Source organism: Stutzerimonas chloritidismutans (assembly GCF_038562055.1).
Taxonomy (GTDB): Bacteria; Pseudomonadota; Gammaproteobacteria; order Pseudomonadales; family Pseudomonadaceae; genus Stutzerimonas; species Stutzerimonas chloritidismutans_A.
Genome location: NZ_JBCFXD010000002.1, coordinates 1 through 21,867 on the forward strand (window position 1 = coordinate 1; position 21,867 = coordinate 21,867).

The 21,867-nt window shown below is 53.9% G+C and carries 20 protein-coding genes and 1 pseudogene; 10 read left to right on the forward strand and 11 right to left on the reverse strand.

Annotated elements, in window-relative coordinates; all coding sequences use genetic code 11:
- Positions 1–36: 36 nt before the first annotated feature.
- Positions 37–471 carry a Cd(II)/Pb(II)-responsive transcriptional regulator gene (gene cadR / locus AAGW23_RS03350; RefSeq protein ID WP_008175821.1) on the forward strand — a complete coding sequence of 145 codons (435 nt, stop codon included), beginning with the start codon at positions 37–39 and terminating at the stop codon, positions 469–471.
- 66 nt (positions 472–537) lie between these two features.
- Positions 538–1,691 (forward strand): IS3 family transposase gene (locus tag AAGW23_RS03355; protein WP_085985502.1). Its coding sequence is split into 2 segments (ribosomal slippage): positions 538–784 and positions 784–1,691, totalling 1,155 coding nucleotides; the frame shifts between segments, so codons are not numbered across the junction.
- On the opposite strand, the gene AAGW23_RS03360 is transcribed toward AAGW23_RS03355, so the two are convergent.
- Together AAGW23_RS03360 and AAGW23_RS03365 are read right to left on the reverse strand one after the other, a co-directional pair.
- Positions 1,607–1,930 (reverse strand): hypothetical protein, encoded by a 324-nt coding sequence (locus AAGW23_RS03360; protein WP_342404972.1) that lies wholly within the window; start codon positions 1,928–1,930, stop codon positions 1,607–1,609. The two genes, AAGW23_RS03355 and AAGW23_RS03360, sit on opposite strands and share 85 nt — an antisense overlap.
- A gap of 166 nt (positions 1,931–2,096) precedes the next feature.
- Positions 2,097–2,330: a hypothetical protein gene (locus AAGW23_RS03365; RefSeq protein ID WP_031653269.1), complete on the reverse strand. Its 234-nt coding sequence runs from the start codon at positions 2,328–2,330 to the stop codon at positions 2,097–2,099.
- A gap of 333 nt (positions 2,331–2,663) precedes the next feature.
- Between AAGW23_RS03365 and AAGW23_RS03370 the strand changes: the two genes are divergently transcribed.
- Together AAGW23_RS03370 and AAGW23_RS03375 are read left to right on the forward strand one after the other, a co-directional pair.
- Entirely contained in the window at positions 2,664–3,314 is a 651-nt protein-coding gene (locus AAGW23_RS03370; RefSeq protein ID WP_045428535.1) for a hypothetical protein, read from the forward strand.
- A 6-nt stretch (positions 3,315–3,320) separates the two neighbouring features.
- Positions 3,321–4,475 (forward strand): helix-turn-helix domain-containing protein, encoded by a 1,155-nt coding sequence (locus AAGW23_RS03375; protein WP_031653271.1) that lies wholly within the window; start codon positions 3,321–3,323, stop codon positions 4,473–4,475.
- 102 nt (positions 4,476–4,577) lie between these two features.
- Here AAGW23_RS03375 and AAGW23_RS03380 read toward each other — a convergent pair whose 3' ends face one another.
- The 4 genes from AAGW23_RS03380 to AAGW23_RS03395 all read right to left on the reverse strand — a co-directional run bounded on the left by AAGW23_RS03380 (position 4,578) and on the right by AAGW23_RS03395 (position 7,503).
- Positions 4,578–5,174, reverse strand: a complete 597-nt coding sequence (locus AAGW23_RS03380; RefSeq protein ID WP_041106958.1) for a DUF6088 family protein — start codon at positions 5,172–5,174, stop codon at positions 4,578–4,580.
- 14 nt (positions 5,175–5,188) lie between these two features.
- Positions 5,189–5,452 carry a BPSL0761 family protein gene (locus AAGW23_RS03385; protein WP_023083089.1) on the reverse strand — a complete coding sequence of 88 codons (264 nt, stop codon included), beginning with the start codon at positions 5,450–5,452 and terminating at the stop codon, positions 5,189–5,191.
- A gap of 66 nt (positions 5,453–5,518) precedes the next feature.
- Positions 5,519–6,919 (reverse strand): DEAD/DEAH box helicase, encoded by a 1,401-nt coding sequence (locus AAGW23_RS03390; RefSeq protein ID WP_342404973.1) that lies wholly within the window; start codon positions 6,917–6,919, stop codon positions 5,519–5,521.
- Complete coding sequence (locus AAGW23_RS03395; protein ID WP_041106962.1) at positions 6,916–7,503, reverse strand: hypothetical protein; 588 nt, start codon at positions 7,501–7,503, stop codon at positions 6,916–6,918. The genes AAGW23_RS03390 and AAGW23_RS03395 overlap by 4 nt, the downstream gene beginning before the upstream one ends.
- Before the next feature lie 104 nt (positions 7,504–7,607).
- Here AAGW23_RS03395 and AAGW23_RS03400 point away from each other — a divergent pair, with 104 nt between their 5' ends.
- The 4 genes from AAGW23_RS03400 to AAGW23_RS03415 all read left to right on the forward strand — a co-directional run bounded on the left by AAGW23_RS03400 (position 7,608) and on the right by AAGW23_RS03415 (position 14,394).
- Positions 7,608–7,829: a helix-turn-helix domain-containing protein gene (locus AAGW23_RS03400; protein WP_041106964.1), complete on the forward strand. Its 222-nt coding sequence runs from the start codon at positions 7,608–7,610 to the stop codon at positions 7,827–7,829.
- Between the two features lie 349 nt (positions 7,830–8,178).
- The gene (locus tag AAGW23_RS03405; protein WP_045428537.1) at positions 8,179–10,980 is read left to right on the forward strand and encodes a class I SAM-dependent DNA methyltransferase; all 2,802 of its coding nucleotides are present in this window, start codon (positions 8,179–8,181) and stop codon (positions 10,978–10,980) included.
- 101 nt (positions 10,981–11,081) lie between these two features.
- Positions 11,082–13,193, forward strand: coding sequence for a DEAD/DEAH box helicase (locus AAGW23_RS03410; RefSeq protein ID WP_041106968.1), 2,112 nt, complete (start codon positions 11,082–11,084; stop codon positions 13,191–13,193).
- Positions 13,186–14,394 (forward strand): GIY-YIG nuclease family protein, encoded by a 1,209-nt coding sequence (locus tag AAGW23_RS03415; RefSeq protein ID WP_023082699.1) that lies wholly within the window; start codon positions 13,186–13,188, stop codon positions 14,392–14,394. Before AAGW23_RS03410 ends, AAGW23_RS03415 begins: the two co-directional genes overlap by 8 nt.
- Before the next feature lie 103 nt (positions 14,395–14,497).
- Here the strand turns inward: AAGW23_RS03415 and AAGW23_RS03420 are convergent, their stop codons facing one another.
- From AAGW23_RS03420 to AAGW23_RS03440, 5 genes and pseudogenes are all read right to left on the reverse strand, one after another.
- Complete coding sequence (locus tag AAGW23_RS03420; RefSeq protein ID WP_052649197.1) at positions 14,498–14,908, reverse strand: hypothetical protein; 411 nt, start codon at positions 14,906–14,908, stop codon at positions 14,498–14,500.
- Between the two features lies 1 nt (position 14,909).
- Positions 14,910–17,237: a hypothetical protein gene (locus AAGW23_RS03425; protein ID WP_041106970.1), complete on the reverse strand. Its 2,328-nt coding sequence runs from the start codon at positions 17,235–17,237 to the stop codon at positions 14,910–14,912.
- Positions 17,200–18,852: a hypothetical protein gene (locus tag AAGW23_RS03430; RefSeq protein WP_023082702.1), complete on the reverse strand. Its 1,653-nt coding sequence runs from the start codon at positions 18,850–18,852 to the stop codon at positions 17,200–17,202. Before AAGW23_RS03430 ends, AAGW23_RS03425 begins: the two co-directional genes overlap by 38 nt.
- Positions 18,849–20,048, reverse strand: coding sequence for a site-specific integrase (locus AAGW23_RS03435; protein ID WP_227343405.1), 1,200 nt, complete (start codon positions 20,046–20,048; stop codon positions 18,849–18,851). Before AAGW23_RS03435 ends, AAGW23_RS03430 begins: the two co-directional genes overlap by 4 nt.
- A 203-nt stretch (positions 20,049–20,251) precedes the next feature.
- Positions 20,252–20,380 (reverse strand): annotated as a pseudogene (locus AAGW23_RS03440) (tRNA 2-thiocytidine(32) synthetase TtcA); the annotation flags it as partial.
- Between the two features lie 113 nt (positions 20,381–20,493).
- Here AAGW23_RS03440 and AAGW23_RS03445 point away from each other — a divergent pair.
- The gene (locus AAGW23_RS03445; RefSeq protein ID WP_342404976.1) at positions 20,494–21,123 is read left to right on the forward strand and encodes a DNA-J related domain-containing protein; all 630 of its coding nucleotides are present in this window, start codon (positions 20,494–20,496) and stop codon (positions 21,121–21,123) included.
- Between the two features lie 137 nt (positions 21,124–21,260).
- The gene (locus AAGW23_RS03450; protein ID WP_102834680.1) at positions 21,261–21,860 is read left to right on the forward strand and encodes a Yip1 family protein; all 600 of its coding nucleotides are present in this window, start codon (positions 21,261–21,263) and stop codon (positions 21,858–21,860) included.
- The last annotated feature ends 7 nt before the right edge of the window (positions 21,861–21,867 follow it).

The following is a 21,867-nucleotide window of genomic DNA, read 5'->3' on the forward strand; positions in this document are numbered from 1 at the left end:
TCAATGGGACAGATGATCCGTTGAGGAGTAAGCCTGATGCGCATTGGTCAGTTAGCCCAGATAGCGGGTATCGACACGCAGACGATCCGCTTCTATGAGCAGCAGGGCCTGTTGCCGCCGCCAGAACGGCAGGAGAATGGTTACCGTGTCTATACCGAGAAGCATGGCGAGTGGCTTGCCTTTATCCGCCGCTGCCGAATTCTGGACCTGTCACTGACAGAGATTCGCGAGCTACAGAGCTATCAGGACGACCCTCGCCAGCCCTGTACCGCCGTCAACGCCATGCTCGATGACCACATCTCTCATGTGCGGTCGCAGATAACTGCTCTGCAAGCGCTTGAGCAACAACTCGTTTCACTGAGGGCGAGTTGCAACGAGGGTCGGGAGATCAATGCCTGCGGCATCCTGACGGGGATCAGCGAGGAGAGCAAACAACAGCTGTATAGGGCTAGCTCAGGCCGTAAGGACTGAGCAGGGGTTCTACCCCATTAGCACGGACACTTTCGAGTAAGCTCATGCCGAGCTGAAGGAGTGTTCATGAAGCGCAAGAAATACAGCCCCGAGTTCAAGCGGGAAGCCATCGAGTTGGTTCGTCGTTCAGGGGCGAGCTGTCGACAGGTGGCCCTGGAGATTGGTGTGGCTCCGAACCTGCTCACACGCTGGGTTCGAGAGGCACAGCCAGGCGCAGAAAAGGCCTTTCCCGGAACAGGTAGTCCGCGAGATGAGGAGCTGGCCCGCCTCAAGCGTGAGTTGGCCCGGGTGACCAAGGAACGTGATTTTTTAAGAGACGCGGCAGCGTACTTTGCCAGGGAGTCATCGAGCGGTACACGGTGATCCAGCGCTGCCGCAACGAGTACCCGGTACGTCTGATGTGCCGTTGCCTAAAGGTTTCTGCCAGTGGCTATTACGCCTGGCAGGATCGTGATCCTAGCCCGCGAACTCAAGAGAATGCACGTCTGGTCAGGCGCATTCGTGAGATTCATGAGGACAGCCGTGGCGTGATCGGCGCACCGCGCATGCATGAGGATTTGCTCGACGAGGGCGAAATCGTCAGCTTGAACCGCGTTGCTCGCCTGATGGCGGCTGAGCGAATTCAAGGCTGGCCACGCCGTAAGAGGCGTGGTTTTGGAAGAGTCGCCAGTGGCCGTCCAGCAGGCGTGAAAAACCTGCTGGAGCGCGATTTCACCGCGCAGGAGCCGGAGCGCAAGTGGGTCACGGACATCACGGAAATAGCCACACTGGAAGGCAAGCTTTTCCTATGCGTGGTGCTCGACTTGTACAGCAAGCTGGTGATCGGTTGGTCGATGCATCACCGCCAGGATCGGCAGATGGTGATTCGAGCAGTGGAGATGGCGATTTGGCAGCGCCAGGGTGACTGGTCCGTAATCCTGCATTCGGATCGCGGTAGCCAATTCACCAGCACCGACTACCAGCGCTTTCTGAATCGCAACACGCTGGTCTGCAGCATGAGTGCCGTCGGGCATTGCGGCGACAACGCAGCCTGTGAAGGCTTCTTCGGTCAGCTCAAACGGGAGCGCGTTGTCCATCAGTCGTATCGAACTCGTGATGAAGCACGGGCGGATTTATTCGACTACATCGAGCGGTTTCATAACCCACGAATGCGTCGTAGAGTCGCCAGGCAAGATCTGAAGTTTTCAGCCCTTTTCAAACCGTCCGTGGAAACGGGGTAGAACCCCTCCTCGCAGGGCTGCTCATCGCTGAACAGATTCTGCGTGCGGCGCTCCTGCTTCAAAAACGCTAGTGCCGCGAAAAAGCAGCTTTCGCATAGATTGACTCGATAGCGTTCGCCATCATGCCCTGCGCCATAGCCCCAGAGCGCCTGAAGCGTCCCGAACTGCTCGCCGTACCCCGGCACCCTCGTACTGGTAGCGCATACATCGCAAATGGTGTCTTTATGGCTCTCTGTCACCGGGCAGACCTCATCTTCGTATTAAAAAGAGTAACCGAGGGCACTGCGCAACGGAGCGCCTTTTGCCAGTTTTCCAGCCCCGCTGCGTTAGCTCAAGCATGGTCTGGTGTGCCATGACGGCGGTGGATATGGCAGGTCTTCGACAGATGCGGTTGGCGGTGGTTCGTCATGGTTGTCCGCTGCACGTTTCTTGCGTTGCGGGCGGCGACCACTCCATTCCCTCTTCGAGGATCGGATGGCTTTCACTAACGACGATCAACGGTTTGTTCCGATTCTCCAGCGCGAACATGGCGATGGAGCCTTCGACGTCCACCGCCGGCACCTCCCCCTGTGGGTCAAGCCTGCCAACCCAGACATATTGCCGGGTCTCCAAACATGCGAGGTAATACGAAATACCCATGCTTCCTCCGAATTTGAATCAAGTCTATTACTGTGCCAATCCGGAACGGGAGGCGGTACTGCCGCAAACATCAAATGTTATCGCCAGTGCATTTTTAACCCAGGTGCCGACGCTATTCTGCCCTAACCCAGCAGTCTGAAAGCGAAATTCTACAACTCGCTTGGTGCTCGAAACTGGGTCAATGAAATTCCGGCATGTGGGTGGAAAATGCACAGGCGGCAACACGCATGCTGCAACGTCCTCTCGGTCTCCCTCCGCGACGTGTGCTTCTTGTTTTTTTACCTCATTTGAGGAATAATAACCGGAAGTCACCGTTGTGTTAGGAGTCCTCAGATGCAGGCTTGCCAGGTATTCAGTGATCAGGATGAAATCGCCGCCCGTCTTGAACAGTTGAGTCTGGAGCGCGAGCCACTGCGTGAGGCTATCAATCAAGCTCACCTACAGCGGGTTCGCCTGACTCCTAACCATCCCAGCATTTTTCCCGGCCTTGAAATGTGGGGCTGGTTGGTAGGAGCGGTGCGCGATCAGCTGCGCCCACTAGGGTGGGTCGCGCATGAACAGTCGAACTACCCTCTTACCGTTCACTCGGCGCTCAATCTCGCGATTGCTGTCGCATCGGGAGATAGCTATGTTGGAAATCTGCTGGGGATGCCGAGCAGCCGATCCAGGAAGGGTAAAAATACAGTTGATGCTGTTGAGCGGAACTGCCAGTTCGACATGTTTGATGACTTGCTGCCCGATCCGGAGGAGCTGCCTGAATCAGGCCCTCATGAGACCTGGATCCTGCTCCACCACACCGACACGGTGAAGAAGGAAATCCGCATCGAGCTCTCACGTCCATCGGGAATGGGTAAAGGCGGCAAGATCAATTTCTGGTCTGAACGCATCATGCTTGGCACCCTTGCTCTTGATGATGATTTCTTTGAGGTTACCTCCCCAGGCGGTCCGGATATCGACATCGAAATTCGCCGTAAAAGCTCGTGATAGATCATGTTTAATCCACAACGATTTGCGCTCGCCCGTCGCCGGCGAGGTATGAAAAAGCGTGAGCTTGCCACTCATATAGGAGTAACGGAGCGATCAGTCTCCGGCTACGAGAGTGGCACGCAGGAGCCTGAGCCTGGAACCCTTGCAAAAATCGCTAAAACGCTTCGGTTCCCCGAAGCGTTTTTCTTTGGTGATGATCCTGAGGTGCCAACGCCGGATGTTGCCAGTTTCCGGTCGCTCTCAAAGATGACTGCTGGCCTTAGGGATTCAGCTCTCGGTGCAGGCGCAATTGCGCTCCTGCTGAATGACTGGATCGAGCAACGTTTCGATTTGCCAGAGCCAGATCTTCCGGACCTGGGGTCCGAACGCGCTGCACTGACGAATTTTGAGGCGCTCGATAAGCTGGCACTATCACGCAGTGCCCAAGCGCCAGAGGCCGCTGCGGAGATGCTGAGGGCACACTGGGGTTTAGGTGAGCAGCCGGTTAAGAACATGATTGCGCTTCTTGAGTCGAAAGGCGTTCGTGTCTACTCACTTGCAATTGATGCAAAGGAGGTCGACGCGTTCTCGATGTGGAGTGGCGGCCGCCCCTTTATGTTCTTGAATACCTTTAAGTCGGCCGAGCGTTGCCGCTTTGACGCAGCTCATGAATTAGGACATTTGGTTATGCACCAGCATGCCCACCCACAAGGACCTGATTTAGAGCGTGAGGCGAATGCCTTTGCGTCGGCTTTTCTAATGCCACGTGCAAGCGTTCTAGCGATGGCTCCACGTTCGATCACTATCAAAAGCCTAATCAAATACAAGAAGCTCTGGTCCGTTTCTGTGGCAGCCTTAAATTACCGGCTTCATAGCCTGGGGCTTTCCACGGAGTGGGCTTACCGAACGCTGTGTATTCAGATTGCTCAAGAGGGCTATCGCACCGAAGAGCCGGAATCTATTGCTCATGAGCGGTCAGTGATCCTGGAGAAGATTTTCGCCGCGTTACGTGCAGATGGGGTTGGGAAAGCTGGCGTCGCGGGAGAACTGGCAATCAGTCCTGAGGAGATCAATGAATTGACGTTCGGATTGATGTTGAACGTGTTGAAGGGGCAGAGCGCTAACCCATCCGACTCTGGTGGGAAATCAGGTGCCCATCTCCGTTTGGTCAAGGGGTGAAGGGATGCCGCCGATGTCGCTTGGTCGGACTCGGCCAGCAACGGAAATCTGCCTGACAGAGCGTTAAGGAGCAAGCGTGTTGACGGTGTGTATGCGCGCTGACTACTCCAACGCCATGCGCATCCATTTCGGCATTTTGCAGGCCATTAATGTGGTTAGGTCTTCTGGCCTGAGCACCTTCTTGATCGCGGCAATGCATTCCGGGGTCGAGCCGTCTTTACCGAGATAAAATAGTGCGCTGATAGCCGTCCCTACCTCGGTCCCGGCACGCTGCATGACCATTGGTGCCGCATGTACCAACCGGACCTCACCCTTACCTATAAAAAATGATCGGCTGGGTCCGCTGGTGTAATAGATCGGAATGAGCGGCATCTGGGTGCTCAGTCCAAACAACCTGACCGCATGAGCGCCATGAATCTGTAGAACATGGCGGTTCTGCCTAGCGATCAAGCTCACTACTTCCCATACATTTGGGCGGACCCGTGCAACGTATCGACTGGATTTCGGGCGCATGTAAATTCCTCGATGCACCCGTTCAAGTTCGCCTTGGCTGACCAGCCGAGCTAGTGCCTTGGATATGGCGCCACGCGCTCCAAGCTCCGCAAAGCGGCCGATGCAGAAGGGTTGCCCTTTGGGTAAGCGCTTAATCCGTTGCGCAATGCGGGTGGATACCGACAGAGCAAAATCAGTGCTGGACATTGCGGCTCTCATTTCTATCGCGTGAAGTCCAATGACGAGCTGAACAGCGGCTGATGAAAAGCGATCACCCGCCGTCGATATTCATCATCTGGTGCATCGCTCACCAGGCACTCTTCAAGGCGCCCCAACGAGAGGATCTGGTCGGCCGACGGGTAGTGCCTGAGCAGGCTTTTCGCATAGCTGCGGATATCCTGAGGCAGCTCAGTGTTACGGGCGAGCTCTCGCAGGAACTCTTCGGTCTTGATGACGCTGCGGGTTCTTTCGTGAGGAAGGGTCAATGCGGCTATCTCCTGATTCAGTCAACCACGTCTGCCGACGCTTGAATTCAGTCCTCCATACAAGCATCAAAAGCAAGCCAGCAACTGTTGCCGGTAGTGCTTGGAAAAGCTGACCAGATGGTTTGGCTCAGCGGCAGAGCCCCCCAGGGATAAGGCGCATGTAGCACCTGCCCCAATTACCTGCGCAATGCCACTTCCATTACTGTCATCCAGGACATCGATATTACCAGCAGCCCCAATCCAGCCAGATATTGAACCTGAAGTGGAGGCTGGCATCTCTACCTCGTTCAGCACTGCCAGGTCATCCGGTAGATCATCTGCAATTCTCTCTGCCAAGCACTGCAGTGTCGGCTCCTCTAACATGAATAGCCACGCCTGATTATCGGGCTCGCCTGTGCGCCGAAGCACTCGCCCAAGCACTTGTCGGTAATGCAGCTCAGTGCGGATGCGACTGAGGTAGCAGCACACCTGGAGTCGAGGAATGTCCGTGCCTTCGCTGATCATTCCAACTGCGATAATCCAACGGCAGGCGCTGTGTCTGAACGCATTGATAACCTGCTGCGCAGCCGGGGTTTTGTTGGTCACGATGCGGCAACCTTCACCCAGGGTTTCCAGGGCCAAGGCAATTTGCTGGGCGTGCTCGATGTCGGTGGCAACCACTAAGCCTGCCGCATCAGGCTTGATCAGGCGAAGCTCATCCAGCTTGCTGCACCCGAGACCGAGTAACTGGTCAATCACCTCGTCATGGCGCAACAGCTCTTCGTAGGTGACAGGGGACTCCCCCAATAGTTTGGCAATGCTGGGAAACATCCTGACAGTGCTCTCCGTGTCCAGCTCCTCGGTAAGTATCACCTTCTGGTTGTCGAGCAGGACAATGCGAGGGGAACGGCACACACCATCAGCAATGGCCTCTTTCAATCCGTAGCGGTAGTCGCAGATCAGGTACCCCTCGGGCGTCGAGTAGCGGGCCAGGGCAATGGCCCGGTCGTCCGAACGCCATGGGGTGCCGGAGAGGGCCAAGGTGAAGGCTGCCCTGTCCTGTATCCGCTGAAGAATCTGTTGGCCCCAGGCGTTACTCAGAAGTACATCGTGGCCGGCGCAGTGGTGGATTTCGTCGAAAACCACGAACACACGGTAGTCATCGAGGAGTCGCCAGAACGTCTCATCTCGGTATTCCATGGCTTGATAGGTGAACGCCGCCCCAACTGCGCCGAGTTGGCCGTCCAAGCGTCTGCCGAGCACCGCAGCAAAGGACGAGCGAAAGCCCTCGACAACTTGGCAGGATGGTGCGAAGCAGAGCACCAGATCGATCCGGTCCTGCTCAAGCAGCCTGCTGGCCAGCTCTGCCGCCATACGCGTCTTACCGGCACCCGGCGTTGCCTGGCAGAAGAAGTGCGGCGTGGCAGTAAAGTGCTCCAGTGCCGCGTCGATGCAGCGGCGTTGCCAGTTTCGCAGCAGTGTGGTCATCGTGCGGAGGCAAGCGTCTTGAGTGTCTTCTCGATGGCGCGAAGATGGCCCAGCAGGCGCGAGCTTCGGTCTCTAGCTTCCAGGTACTCGCCTTCGACCTTATCCCGGAGATGCGGCATATCATCGAGGAGCAGCTTGTATCGCTCCGCCTCGCCCATCGATGCGAGGAAGTCCAGCCTGATTTCCTTGAGGAGCGCCTCCAGGTGCTGATCCGCATCGACTGATGGTTGCGGCACCGCCGAATTATCGAACGCTGACGGCTCCTGCTCTGGCTCACAAGCAGTCTTATGGCTGTTCTCGAACCCGTTGTCGATCAGCTCCAATTGCAGATGTGCCGGAATCGGCAGCAGGTGGTAGACCTGTCCCCGCGAACGGCGCTCTTCATCGAGCACAACCCAACCCATGCGCAGCATTCGGCGGATCTGCTCATACACATAGCGGCGCACATCACCGATACGGAAAGTCATGCCATCCAGGCGCTTGGCATAGGCATCACGCAGTTCACGCGTCGTGAACCTTGAACGCCCTTCCTCCTGAAGCAGCTCATACAGACGCCTGTCGAAGGTAAACGAGGCCGATTTCATTGAGGCACCAGAAGAGTTAACGCAGAGGAAATGCGGATTATAATCCGTGGCTCGTACGTCCGCAAACACACGATAGTGCCGCCTCAAGTGGAATTGAGACGGTCATGGATAAGTTGGCGAAGGCGTTAGGGGAACGCATCCGGACGCAGAGAAAGGCCTGTCGGATTTCTCAGGATGCTCTAGCGCTGGCCTGCAGTATGGACCGTAGCTATATGGGGCGAATCGAGCGTGGCGAAGTAAACATCACCGTCGAGAAGCTCTATCGCATTGCAAGCGAGCTCGCTTGCGATCCATCCTGCCTTCTGCCTCAGTTGTCAGAGCTGTAGCTCCGCATCTGATCGAGAGCGGTGTTCAAGAAGGCCTGACCAGATCCAGGCCAAATTTCGCTCTCAGATCAAAACCTGGTCTGCGGCTTTTTCGCATTACAGAAGCGCCTTCCTTTATCATCCCCCGGCATCGTGTAGTGGTTGATTTCCCGGTCACTGGCTCAGGGCGCTCAGATGTCGCTGCCGATGGCATTAGGCATGCGTCAACGCTTCTGAGCAGAGCTGAGTTGCCGATGCTGACGCCAGGCTGACAGAGCAGCATGTGCCGGCCGGGAGGTAGCCATTACCCAAAAATTTAGCGGCTAAAATCGCCGCATTCGCGCATCAGCGATCTGGATAGTGGTAAACCATGAATGCAGTAGAAATTGAGTCCGCCATTTCGGACCTGGCCTTTGAGCCCTTTGACGCGGTGGAGTTTCCGTTCACCTTCCTGGCCGCATTCGGCAATAAGGAAACCGCTCTCAAGCGGCTGCGCGCCGGCAACAACAACGCCTCGGACGTACCTCGCGGCGTACTACTGCGCAACAACATTCATATCGCCACCTGCGAGCCCGGCAGCGTGGGCGATACGCTCAAGGCATTGCGTGCCAGCCCGGCCACCGCAAAAGCCAAGGCCAAATTCATCCTCGCTACCGACGGACAAACGCTGGAGGCCGAGGAGCTGATCACGGGTGAAACCATCACCTGCGGCTATCCAGACCTTCCCAACCATTTCGGCTTCCTGCTGCCGCTGGCCGGCATCTCCACCATCAAGGAGATCAAGGACAACCCCATCGACGTGCGCGCCACGAGCCGCTTGAACAAGCTGTACGTCGAGCTGCTGAATGAAAACCCAGACTGGGCCAAAGCCGAACGCCGCCATGACATGAACCACTTTATGGCGCGGCTGATTTTCTGCTTCTTTGCCGAAGACACCGACATCTTCACTGGCGATGGTCTGTTTACCAAGACGGTTGAGCAGTTCAGCGAACGCGACGGCTCCAACACCCACCAAGTGCTGTCGGAAATCTTCCGCGCCATGAACATCAAGCTGGCCGAGCGCGCCACCGCTCAGCCGCGCCTACCCAGTTGGGCCAACACCTTCCCTTATGTGAATGGCGGTTTGTTCTCCGGCAGTACCGAAGTGCCACGCTTCACGCGCATGGCGCGCACCTACCTGCTGCACGCTGGCAACCTCAACTGGCAAAAAATCAACCCAGACATCTTCGGCAGCATGATCCAGGCCGTAGCCGATGATGAAGAGCGTGGCGCACTCGGCATGCACTACACCAGCGTGCCCAACATTCTGAAAGTGTTGAACCCGCTCTTCCTGGATGACCTGCGTGCTCAACTAGACGCTGCGGGCGACAACAAAGCCAAGCTGCTGAACCTGCGCAAGCGCATGGCGCGCATCCGTGTGTTTGACCCTGCCTGCGGGTCCGGCAACTTCCTGGTTATCGCCTACAAGCAGATGCGCGAGATTGAAGCCGAGATCAATCGCCGCCGAGGCGAGGCCAACAATAAATCGGAAATCCCTCTGACCAATTTTCGCGGCATCGAACTGCGCGACTTTCCGGCAGAGATTGCCCGTCTGGCGCTAATCATTGCCGAATTTCAGTGCGATGTGCTGTATCGCGGCCAGCAGGATGCGCTGGCGGAGTTTCTGCCTCTGGATGCGCAGAACTGGATCGTTTGCGGCAATGCGCTGCGGCTGGACTGGCTGAGCATCTGCCCGCCAACGGGAACAGGCGTGAGAGTGCTCGCCGATGACTTATTTGGCACGCCTCTCAATCAGACAGAAATTGATTTCGAGAACGAAGGTGGGGAAACGTATATCTGCGGGAATCCGCCGTATCTTGGCTCACGGGATCAGAAGGACGAACAAAAGGCTGACTTGCAGACTCTTTTCGATAGGCGAATCCAGAACTGGAAGTCGCTCGATTATGTTGCCGGCTGGTTCATTAAGGCCGCTGATTACGGCACCAAAACCCGCTCTGCTGCGGCTTTCGTGTCCACCAACTCCATTTGCCAGGGTCTGCAAGTTCCAATCCTGTGGCCGGAGATATTTGCCAGTGGCCGCCAAATCGAATTTGCCCACACATCCTTTCGTTGGGCCAATCTTGCCAGCCACAATGCAGGTGTGACTGTAGTCATCATTGGCATCACAACGCAGCCACGCAATCCGAGGCGCTTGTTCTCTCTGGACGACTCGGGACAGACCATCGAACGCCAATGTGCGCATATCAATGCATATCTGGCGGTAGGTGATAGTGTCATTGTGGATAAGACTAGCCAGCCCCTGGGTACGCAGAGTGAGATGACTTTTGGAAATACTCCAATAGATGGCGGTCATTTGCTGCTCTCGCGGGACGAACGCGACGCCCTGCAACTCACACCTGCTCAGCAAGGCCGATTTATTCGCCGGATTTATGGCTCCGCTGAGTTCATTCGCGGCCTGGAGCGTTACTGTCTGTGGATCGAAGATCAGCACTTGGCTGAAGCACAAACGATCCATCCTATTGCTCAACGTCTTCGTGATGTGCGCAATATGCGACTCAACGGTGGGAAGACAGCAAGGGACATCGCTGAAAGACCACACCAATTCCAAAGAATGTACTTCGGCAAGCATTCAACGCTCATTGTCCCTAGCGTCTCCTCCGAAACTCGCGCGTATCTGCCCTGCGGTTATGCGCCTGCCGGGACTATCGTTTCCAATCTCGCCTTCGCCCTCTACGATGCTCCGCTCTGGAACATGGCCCTGATTGCTTCCCGCTTGCACTTAGTCTGGATCGGCACTGTCTGCGGAAAAATGAAAACTGACTTTCGCTACTCGAACACTCTTGGCTGGAACACCTTCCCAGTGCCGCTACTCACCGAGCAGAACAAGGCGGACCTGACGCGCTGCGCCGAGGACATTCTCCTGGCCCGCGAAGCCCACTTCCCCGCCACCATCGCCGATCTGTACGCCCCGGACGCCATGCCGGCCAACCTGCGCCGCGCCCACGAGCGCAACGATGAAGTGCTGGAGCGTATCTACATCGGTCGGCGTTTTAGAAACGATACCGAACGACTGGAAAAGCTGTTTGACCTCTACACCAAGATGACAGCAGATACATCGAAGGCCGCGCCGAAAAAGCCACGAGGGAAAAGGCATGAGCGATACCCTTGCTAACCTGACCACGCCCCCCGAAGGCTACGGCGAGTGGTTAGCTGATCTCAAAGGCCGCATCCACAATGCCCAGGCGACGGTACTCTCATGGAGGAAGAATCACAGTGACTAACACTACCAACCCGACCAACAGATACACGGTGCCGTCGGTATCCATTGCTACCGCGCACACTGGGGCATCCAGCAAGGCAAATGAGCTGGGCATGCGTACCATGCAGGAACGCGCCTATACCAAGCGCGGCGAACAGTATTTGCTGATTAAATCGCCACCGGCATCAGGTAAGTCCCGCGCCCTGATGTTTATCGCCCTGGACAAGCTCCATAACCAGGGACTGCAACAGGCTATCGTCGTAGTGCCGGAGCGCTCCATTGGCGGCAGCTTTGCCGATGAATCGCTGAGCCAACATGGCTTCTACTGGGACTGGCAAGTAGCCCCCCAGTGGAACCTGTGCAATGCACCAGGCATCGATGAACCGCGTGTGGCCAAGTCCAAGGTAGATGCAGTGCGCGCCTTCCTGACCAGCAGCGACAAGGTGCTGGTCTGCACCCATGCCACCTTCCGCTTTGCCGTGGAAGAGTTAGGCATCGACGCTTTCGACAACCGCCTGATTGCCATCGACGAGTTCCACCACGTTTCCGCCAATCCGGACAACAAACTGGGCAGCCAACTGAGCGCGTTTATCAACCGCGACAAGGTGCATCTGGTTGCCATGACCGGCTCCTACTTCCGTGGTGACAGCGAGGCCGTGCTGGCCCCGTCGGAAGAGAACAAATTTGAGACAGTCACCTACACCTACTACGAGCAGCTCAACGGCTACCGCTGGCTCAAGTCGCTGGATATTGGCTACTTCTTCTACACCGGCCGGTACGTGGATGCGGTCGCCAAGGTGCTGGACCCGGCACTGAAAACCATCGTCCACATTCCAAACGTAAATGCCCGCGAGAGCCTCAAGGACAAAGAGCGCGAGGTCAACGAGATCATGAGCGCGCTCGGCGATTGGCAGGGTGTAGACCCGACCACCGGCTTTCACCTGATCAAAGCCAAGGACGGCCGCACGCTGAAAGTGGCCGACCTGGTGGATGACAGCGACCCAGGCAAACGCTCCAAAGTGCTCGGCGCATTGAAAGACCCGGCGCAGAAAAACAACCGCGACAACGTCGATGTGATCATCGCTCTGGGCATGGCGAAGGAGGGCTTTGACTGGATCTGGTGCGAGCATGCGCTGACCATCGGCTACCGTTCGAGCCTGACCGAAATCGTGCAGATCATTGGCCGTGCCACCCGCGATGCAGAAGGTAAAGAGCGCTCACGCTTCACCAACCTGATCGCAGAGCCAATGGCTGATCAAGCAGCTGTAGCCGAAGCGGTAAACGATATGCTCAAGGCCATTTCTGCCAGCCTGCTGATGGAACAGGTGCTCGCCCCGCGCTATGAGTTCACCCCGAAAGATACCGGGCCGAAAGAAGGCTTCAATTATGGCCCGGAGGGGTATCAACCGGGCGGCACCAACCTGGGTGTGAATGAAACCACGGGCCAGTTCCATGTCGAGATTAACGGCCTGACCACGCCGCAAAGCACAGAAGCCACGCGCATCTGCAAAGAAGACTTGAACGAAGTAGTGACCAGCTTCCTGCAGGACAAAACCGTGCTGGAGCGCGGCCTGTTCGATAAGGAGAACACCCTGCCGGAAGAGCTGACTCAACTGCGCATGGGCAAGATCGTGCGCGAGCGGTACCCCGATTTGAGCGACGTCGACCAGGAAGCCATCCGCCAGCACGCCATCGCCGCCATGAACATTACCCAGCAGGCCAAGTTGGCTCTGGCGCAGGCAGATGCAAACGGTAGCGACAACGTGCAGGGCAGCACAGCACTGCTTGATGGCGTGCGCAAATTCGTTAACGTGCGCGAGCTGGACATTGACCTGATCGACCGCATCAACCCCTTCGATGCCGCCTATGCGGTACTGGCGAAGGCAATGGATGAAAAGTCTCTGCGCCAGGTTCAGGCCAGCATTGCCGCCAAGAAGGTGAGCATCCCCGAAGATGAGGCGCGAGAGCTGGCCAAGCGTGCCCTGCAGTTCAAGAACGAGCGCGGCCGCCTGCCCGACATCAACTCTGCCGATGCCTGGGAAAAACGCTTGGCTGAAGGCGTAGCAGCATTGGCACGCTACCGCGCCCAAGCCAAAGCGGCGCAGGGGGAATCCGCCAATGGCTGATATGAACGATGACGACCTGCTGGAGGCGCTGGGGGTAGAAGTCCCCACGCTCAAGACAGCCACTCGAACTCCTCGCGAAGAGCGCATCATCGCTGGTTTCGAGGACATTCAGCGCTTCTATCAGACCCACGGCCGCGCTCCGCTGCATGGCGAAGACCGCGACATTTTTGAGCGCTTGTATGCCGTGCGCCTGGATCAACTGCGCAAACTGCCAGAGGCACAAACCCTACTGGCCGGTCTGGATACTCACGGCCTACTGTCAGGTACTGCGGTCACCACGACTAATGTGGATGACCTGGATGAGGACGCCTTGCTCGCCGAGCTGGGCATCGGTAGTGAGTCCGTCGAGCAGGACGACATAACGGTACTGAGGCATGTGCGTTCCAGTGCGGCAATAAAAGCGGCTGAAGAGATGGCCGCTCGGAACCCCTGTAAAGACTTCGAGAATTTCAAGCCGCTGTTTGATGAAGTGGAAGTAGGCCTCAAGCAAAAGCGCTGGGTGACCAAGCCTTTTGGCAAGAACGCCAGCATTGAGGCTGGAGACTTCTTCATTCTGAGCGGGCTCATTGCCTACGTCGCCGAAGTCGGGGACACCTACAAAACGCCGAATGCGGAGACGAACGGGCGTTTGCGCGTCATCTACTCCAATGAGACGGAAAGTGATCTGTTGCTACGATCCCTACAGCGGGCGCTTTACAAGGACAGTGAGGGGCGTGCCGGATCTCGGCTGATCAAGGTCGACTCAGGCCCACTGTTCAGCGACATCGCCGAGCCGGACGACATAGAAAGCGGCACTATCTATGTGCTGCGCAGCCAGTCTAACCACCCCTTCGTGGCCGAGCACCGCGAGCTGATCCACAAGATCGGCGTAACCGGAGGCCGAGTGGAAACCCGCATCGCAGGCGCAGACAAAGACGCCACCTACCTGCTGGCTGATGTGGAGGTGGTCGCTACTTACAAGCTGCACAACCTGAACCGCACCCGGCTGGAAAACATCTTCCACCGCCTGTTCGGCGCGGCGCAGCTGGACTTGACCATCGAAGACCGCTTCGGCCATCCGGTCAAACCTAGGGAGTGGTTTCTGGTGCCGCTGCATGTGATTGATGAGGCGGTTGAGCGCATTCGAGATGGGTCGATTACCGGTTTTGCGTATGACCCGCAAACAGCTCGCCTAGTCAGCGAAGGGGCAATTAAAGCGTGATGGTCATATCCGGGAGAAAGCAAGTCTTCTCTCCTGGATGCCCCCTTGGATTGCACACCAAGCGTGTGCCCAATACGGCATAGTCGAGGAGGTGTACGAATGATTAGCCATTTTGTATCTCTTCAGGTCTTTTCTTGATCAAGGCATAGAGATCAAGGTTGGGAATGGCATTGGCGTTCAAAAGCATCCTCTCAATCATACGCAGTTGCTCTGCATTATTTCTTTTGAGAACCGCAACCTCAGCCTTCAAGTGCTCTATTTGCTCCACAAGCTTTACTTCAGAAGCAGTTATCTTTGTGAGCAGGGAAGGAGTTGCGCCACGAAGTTGAGCTTTTTTATTCTTATAATATGTATTGATACCGACATAAGTGCATAGGGTTTGTCTAGTTGTTTTTATGCCAAGCTCAAGCTCTACCTTAGCGACCAGCGCGTCCCAAGTCAGCTTACCTACCCACTTAGCTAACATAATCTCAATTTTACGCTGTTGCTGAGCTGATATTTTTGGTACTACCACATCACACCTCCCCTTCAGACAGACCGAAAGAGGATAAAAGAGAGCGCAACTCGGGATTAGCATCAGATGCTGTTCTGGCAGTCTTATCTTCAATAATACCCTTCAGGCGAGCCTCAAAATCCGGTAGGGCACACGCGACCTTTGTAATGATCTTGGTATTTAGATCGGTCAAACTGAACTCAGAATTTTTATTTGAGTAACGAATCATCGTTCCGACAGGCTTACTTTTCATCAAATCATTCAGCATGGATAGAATATGGGTATTTCGCGAGTGAATTAGATACCACTGCCTCATCGCCTGGGAGTTTGGTAAGCGTGGATCACACGCTACCGATTCTAATCTCAAAGTTTGAAACGATAAATCTTTCTCAAAAAACTCGATTGTCTTCACATCGCCTGCTATGTGACAAGTCTCCGGACACATGAAGCACTGCGAGACGAAATCGTTCAAATAATTGCAAGGCGTTACATTAAGATTTTGAGTACAAAGACCGGTGGAGGTGACAGATGCCGGCAGGTTGGTGGTTTGTGTAAGTTGATTTTGGGAAACGACTCGAATATCCCGCCTGTCGATATCTGGCGGATTCAATATCGCACTCACACGACTGGCTTTCTCGTCGTGAGTCGTATGAATATAAGTATGGGTTTGCTCGGGATTCTTTCTGCCAGACCAAGCAGTGATAATTTCAACTGGAATGCTACTTAAATCAGCAAGGGTGTTAGATAAGTGCCGCAGACTATGCGGTCGCAGAATTAATTCTGACGAAAATCCGTAATCCTGAAAAATCGATGTCGTGTAGCGCCCCTGGCCGACCAGTCGAGTAAGAACCGAGGCGCCTAGCGACGCTAATGGCACCACCGCATAGTTTGTCTTTTGAAAAACTTTCCCACCACTTCCGACACTCTCGGGCGCACCATAAAGCCAACTCCCCAAGAAGCAGAACATGGCATCCTTAAGCTTGATACTTGATTCTCCGCTTGAAAATGAGAGTGGAAATTCCGGCAAAATTGATGTCCTATAGAAAGCAATCCACCACTCCTGCACTTCTTCAACCGAAACGACAGACTTATCGGAAAAAACTTTTGGCATATTGGCGTACCCGAACAAGTGGGGTAATCCTGCTAAAGCTGCACTTCTTGTTTGCGACACGGACAACTGATCTTTAGGCCGCAATGAATAAATCGGTTTTTTTTCGAAAAAATGGCCTCTTTGACTTTTATAGGTGGAAGTCAGATCAACTCCTTCCTTAAGGATCGGAACGCAATCATTAGCCCCATAGAACCCTAATGCATAACCCAATGTGAAAAGATTGGGCCGCTGCGCTAAATTTAAATTCCTCTTTAGTTCTGGCGCTATCTCGAACCCACCAAGCAACGCTTTCAAGCTTTGGTCCGGGTTCTCGTAGAATCGACATAGAATTCTCGCTGGCTCGCATGCTTTGTAAAAGAAGTTCATGGCTTTCTTTATCGGATCAGCGAGCACCGCAAGTATGTGGTTCTTGTTGTTCCCGTAGCCTTTACTTCCAATCCAGTCGAGGTAATAAACTGGCTCTCCATTGCTTTCAGAGTAACAATGCAGTCTTTGTTTAGGAAGAACAGGTATTTCCGCAGAAGTTCGATTAGGCGACGCCAGCGACAGCGTTCCAAAAGTCACTACTAAGGCATCATGGATTTTTATCTCTTTACCAGGGCGCAGCGAGCCATGTTCATCCACATACTCAAATACAGTAGAGAAGATGTCGGCTAGCGCAAGCACTGCTTGGATATCTGGAAGTTTCTCCAGCGTATTGTCAAACGTGGCATGTCCCGTCCTGTCTCTGCTGTCGCTGCCCTTCAGGTTGACCTTTCGCATCACCCCCTTTTCAGCGCAGAACGCGAGAAACGGCCGCAAGCGGTCAGCTGAACGCGCCCCCAAATTAAGACTGGTGATTGTGCACTCTGATTGCTCATAGAGATCACCATCCATGAGTGACAACAATTTCCTAGCTACCGACGTCCGAATTTTTTTCTCGTTGACGGAAAGTGGTGTGTTCGTTGTTTCTATGATCCACACTTTTATCAGGTGGTCATAGGGGTAAGGAAGGGCGTATATGGGATGGTTGCCGGCGTTGCTTTTGCCCTTACGCCCATGTACACCACACAAGAATCTGGTTCGGCGGCCAGTATTGGGGTCCACGTGATACCAGACCAAATCATCAAACTCCGCCTTCTTGCCGCCATGTCCTTCAAATTGCGCTAGCTCGGCTTCGCGATATTCGTTGATGAGCCGCTCCAATCGGCCAAGGTATTTGTTAAGCATTGATTGTGCGCTGCCTTGCGAGTTCTTCATCGCAAACCATTATTGTCTGCTTCACCCAAACAATCTGTCTCTCCAGTTTTTCAATACTTCGGGCGTAAATAGGACTAACTAGGGAGTTGCGGTTTGCAGCAAGCTTGCCCTCTGCATCAGCCAATACCGACCTGTGATCAGCTTCTAGCATCGGACGAAAGTTTGGGCACCCATAACACCCCAATGGTCTCCCTAAAACAGTTGAACAGGTCGCGCAGGAATGCTTGTTGAGTGCCCCACCAACAGGGTTGAACTTATTGTCGACAATGACCTCATCGCCTTCCGGAACGACAGTTAAGGTATGGCTAAAAGCCTTCTTTAGAAACTCATTTCCGATATACTTTGTGTCAATCTCTCTCCTAGATACATAATCCAAATCTATGTAATGCCTTGCAGCCGGCACGGTGACACCTGTCATCTTGGCCAATTGAACGGCGGGCAGACCATTTTGAGCACCGCGAGTTAATACGGTGTGACGAATTCTATTGGAAGTAGCCATACATTCGACAGTTCGATCAGAGGCAACCGGAACCCATCTCATGGCGTGTGCAACTGCAGTCTCCGATATGTGGTAGGCAGTAGACTTTGGCGTAAACATGCTTTTGAACAAATCTAAAGAGTCAAATCGCACTTTAAAAAAATCAACCGCTGGAAACATAGGCATATCATTCATGAGGCTCAAGAGTTCAGATTGATCCACTTTAATCTCTGCTGAGTCCATCACTAGTCTGAGCCCTTCCAATACCACCCGTTTATAGTCTATAAGAACCCCTGAGATATATTCGGAAAGATGTATTGGATAGCGCTCGGGCCGCTCCCTTGAGAATTGTGCGCCCTTAGACTTAACTATGAACACTCTAAGCTGCAATGTTTGCCCCCCTACCGTGCCGATTTCGTCCACAGGAAGAATTCCCGCGTCGCGAAAACTCGCACCCGAGGGGATCAAATCAGACCATTTCAATAGCGCAATTTGAATTGGCCGCCTTACGATGGAGAGCAACAACTTGTTAGTGACTATATTTCTGAGCCGCGCATATAGCCTCGGCGACTGAAAAAACAAAAGATCCCGACTGGCGCCCCAGTCGAACTCTTGTATATTTTCATTGATCTGCCTGGCTAACGAGTCAAACTCAATATCGCTTAGTGCCCCAATGGAAGGATCAAGAGTATTGTCTTTACCCTTGTCCAAATGTGTCCGCGTATACTTGTGATATTCTTCATACCGTGTATTACCTTGCCTAGAGAGCGTCCCAAAGAACTGATTGAGCCCCTTCTTATTGTTTGTCTGCAGCCCACTCCATATAGATTTAACTCTGGCTAAGGACGGAATGCCATTCAACATAAATGGCTTTACATTGCAAACGATACCTGACGCCGTACTCGCAGCCTTGGTTCGTACGTAGTCCACAAATACACTCAGAATTAAGTTTTTATCATCATCTGGCATGTTAGACGAATGAACCCAGTCAACGCACAACCGTTTTCCTTTTCCATTATTCGGCAGTAATATCCATACATCCTCCGAGGTATTTACCATCAGGCCAGATTTGGCCGTAATCCATGAGCCTTCATTAGTCAGAGACTTAAAAACTTCCCGCCTCTTCTCGCGAGTCATTTTTGCGGATCCACTCTTTTTTGATGCGCCATTGATATCTCTCTCGTCTTCAGCGCAATTCGCTTTTCATTATATCGTCTGTTCTGAGTCGTATTTTGCGACCAGCCCATGGCATATTTTCTAGCATCCTCAAGCAAAGCCGGATTGACCCCAAGCGACTCCCCTTTCTTATCAAAAATTTCATTCCATTTGTGGCGCAACAAATGAGGATGGACATGAAAGCCCAGCGACCTAGAGAGCTTTTGAAATATTGCATTTATTGCCTTTAAAGAAAGAGGCTGACCCGCAGTGCCTTTAGAGTCATTTTCGCTGACAAACACGAAGTCATGGAATTGCGCACGAGGAAAGACAATACGAACGTTGTCAATATAGAACTTAACCTTCTCCAAAAAACCTGGATCAACCGAGGCGAAGTGTGCTTTTGTCTTTTGATTGGGTTTTTCAGAGCGCAGATCTGTTGGATCATTTGCAGATCGATAAATAGCTAGCTGATCGTTAGTGCCATGAAATAGACAGTCAGAAATCTTCAATTTTGCCAGCGCACCTCTTCTGATGCCGCTTAGGACTAGCAAATTGACGATCAAGTAATTCCTCACCCTAGATGCTTTAAAGGGATTATTAGGAGAGGACGGCATCACCATCTCTAAAAACTTTACGAAAACGTCATCCGGGATCACCGATTCCTCAGGATCGCCAACATGTTGCCCTCCATTCTTGCCAAGGGCATCTTCATCTAACCTAATTTCTGCAATAAGCCCATTAAATTTATTTTTTGTTTTTTCGTCAGCATCTTGCACTTCGTGAAACTCATCGAACAACCATAAAAGAAATTGTCGAAGTCGTCTGATGCGACCTTGCAAGGTTTCGCTAGCGACCTTTGCCATCCCTTTCTGATTGGCAACAATGATGTTCCTTAGATGTTTATCATTTATATCTAGAAATCTTATATTTATACCTTCATCACCAGAACCCTTACTTAAGCAGCATCTGTCATAGAACTGCATGTACTCCATCTGGGAGATAAAAATGCCCGACGCAACTCGTTCGGGTAGGTCAATATTTTTTTCCGAAAAGTACTGCAGCACGAACAGCAGTTCATTTGCGTACCTAAATCTCGTATTGGCCGATTTAGCAGATAAAGCACCATTGAGGTAGCAGGAAACATACGGATCAATAGGGCAATCCGCTTCGTCCACTATCGACACGAAGGGCAACGAATTGAATTGGTATCGTTTGACTTTCATAATTGACAAAAAAGCTAGTCCAATAACCGATTTAGTTACAAACTAGTCCATAAATGAGTTCTGTCAAACGAGAGGAAAGGAAAAGCGACGGAAGGCGGGGCTTACAGGCAATGTCTACAGGTTTATAGGCTTTACAAATATTTTTTTGGTTATAATTTGCCGCCGGACAGGCAGACCATCACCTTGTCGCCTTCCTCGATCATGTTGAAATCAGTGACCGCCTCGCCGGCAAGGCGACGCAGACGCTTCTGCAGTTTGTTCTGGTTGACCGAGAGGTTGCCCATTTCAGGAGTCCGGTGAGATGCGAAAGGCGCGCATTTTACGCGCAAAAAGCACCGGTGCCCCACCCCATCCATCCAGCCGTTTGTAACGCTGGCCTTGTGCTAGGCTTTTCGACATGAACGATGATCTCGAACCCGAAATGGACTTGGCCGAGCAGGTATTCGTGCTGCTGCGCGAACAGCCGGAAGGCTGCAGCGAATATGAGTTGATTCAGCAGCTCAAGGCCCGCCATTGCACGCATATCCCCAACCTTCCGCTGCTCGACAAGCTCGTGCTGTTCCGTACCCATTTCCTGGTGTTCAACGCGCTATATCGCTTGCGCGACCAGCTTTGGGGCGAGGCGAGCCATACCGTGCAGATCTCGCCGCTGTGCGTCCAGCTTCAACCTTACGTACCCGGGGTCAGCGGTATTGTTGAAAACGATCCGCTGCGCGATTACTACCTCGACATGACCAACCTTCGCGATACCGATGAGGCTGAAGTGGAGCGCTTGCTTGCGAGCTTCTGGTCGCGCATGCGCGGCGATCATCTGGGTGAGCGCGACGAAAGCTGGGACCCAGATCAGAAGCGCGCTGCTCTGGAGCTGTTCGAACTGGACCAGGAAGCTGCGCCATTGAGCTTGCACACCATCAAGCGGCGCTATCGCCAGCTGGTCAGCATCCATCATCCGGACCGGGGCGGCAGTACCACACGCCTGCAGTCAATCAATCTGGCGATGGAAATACTGCAACGCTATTACCGATAGGCTCATAGCTCCCAAATGCTCTAATCCGGCCGGTGCGCCGTATCGTCCTCTTCCTATACTGCGACTTAAGGTCGCACGCCCGTCCAACTGACGGCACGCCAGGCGAAGCGACCCTCCAAAACCGAGGAGACGCTGGCATGATCAATCACGTTTGGGGACTGTTCGCACACCCTGGCCAGGAATGGCAGGAAATTACCGGAGAAGAACGCGCTGTTGGCCGACTGCACCTTGGAGAAGTGGCGGTACTGGCAGCGATTCCAGCCATCTCGGCGTTCATCGGCACAACGCAGGTCGGCTGGAGCATTGGCGGAGGCGAAGCAGTCAAGCTCACCGAAAGCAGTGCACTGCAACTGACCATCCTCTCTTACCTGGCGATGCTCGCGGGGGTCGCGGTCATGGGCGGCTTCATCCATTGGATGTCGCGCACCTACGACGCCAGCCCGACGCTCGTGCAATGCATCGTGTTTGCCGCATACACCGCCACGCCGCTGTTCGTCGGTGGCCTGGCCGCGCTCTACCCGCATATCTGGCTGGGCATGATCGTGGGTACGGCTGCGATCTGCTATACGACTTACCTGCTCTATGTCGGCTTGCCGACCTTCATGAACATCCACGCCGATGAGGGCTTCCTGTTCTCCAGCTCAGTATTGGCTGTCGGGCTGGTTGTGCTGGTGGCGATCCTTGCGTTGTCGGTGATCATGTGGGGCATGGGGGTTGGCCCGATCTACGTACGCTGACCTGACC

Excerpts from the sequence above, each read along its gene's own strand:
- AAGW23_RS03400 (WP_041106964.1), top strand. The coding sequence starts at position 7,608 with ATGGATAAGTTGGCGAAGGCGTTAGGGGAACGCATCCGGACGCAGAGA.
- AAGW23_RS03365 (WP_031653269.1), bottom strand. The coding sequence starts at position 2,330 with ATGGGTATTTCGTATTACCTCGCATGTTTGGAGACCCGGCAATATGTC.
- AAGW23_RS03415 (WP_023082699.1), top strand. The coding sequence starts at position 13,186 with ATGGCTGATATGAACGATGACGACCTGCTGGAGGCGCTGGGGGTAGAA.
- AAGW23_RS03450 (WP_102834680.1), top strand. The coding sequence starts at position 21,261 with ATGATCAATCACGTTTGGGGACTGTTCGCACACCCTGGCCAGGAATGG.
- AAGW23_RS03430 (WP_023082702.1), bottom strand. The coding sequence starts at position 18,852 with ATGACTCGCGAGAAGAGGCGGGAAGTTTTTAAGTCTCTGACTAATGAA.
- AAGW23_RS03370 (WP_045428535.1), top strand. The coding sequence starts at position 2,664 with ATGCAGGCTTGCCAGGTATTCAGTGATCAGGATGAAATCGCCGCCCGT.
- AAGW23_RS03445 (WP_342404976.1), top strand. The coding sequence starts at position 20,494 with ATGAACGATGATCTCGAACCCGAAATGGACTTGGCCGAGCAGGTATTC.
- AAGW23_RS03380 (WP_041106958.1), bottom strand. The coding sequence starts at position 5,174 with ATGTCCAGCACTGATTTTGCTCTGTCGGTATCCACCCGCATTGCGCAA.
- cadR (WP_008175821.1), top strand. The coding sequence starts at position 37 with ATGCGCATTGGTCAGTTAGCCCAGATAGCGGGTATCGACACGCAGACG.
- AAGW23_RS03395 (WP_041106962.1), bottom strand. The coding sequence starts at position 7,503 with ATGAAATCGGCCTCGTTTACCTTCGACAGGCGTCTGTATGAGCTGCTT.
- AAGW23_RS03390 (WP_342404973.1), bottom strand. The coding sequence starts at position 6,919 with ATGACCACACTGCTGCGAAACTGGCAACGCCGCTGCATCGACGCGGCA.
- AAGW23_RS03405 (WP_045428537.1), top strand. The coding sequence starts at position 8,179 with ATGAATGCAGTAGAAATTGAGTCCGCCATTTCGGACCTGGCCTTTGAG.
- AAGW23_RS03375 (WP_031653271.1), top strand. The coding sequence starts at position 3,321 with ATGTTTAATCCACAACGATTTGCGCTCGCCCGTCGCCGGCGAGGTATG.
- AAGW23_RS03425 (WP_041106970.1), bottom strand. The coding sequence starts at position 17,237 with ATGAAGAACTCGCAAGGCAGCGCACAATCAATGCTTAACAAATACCTT.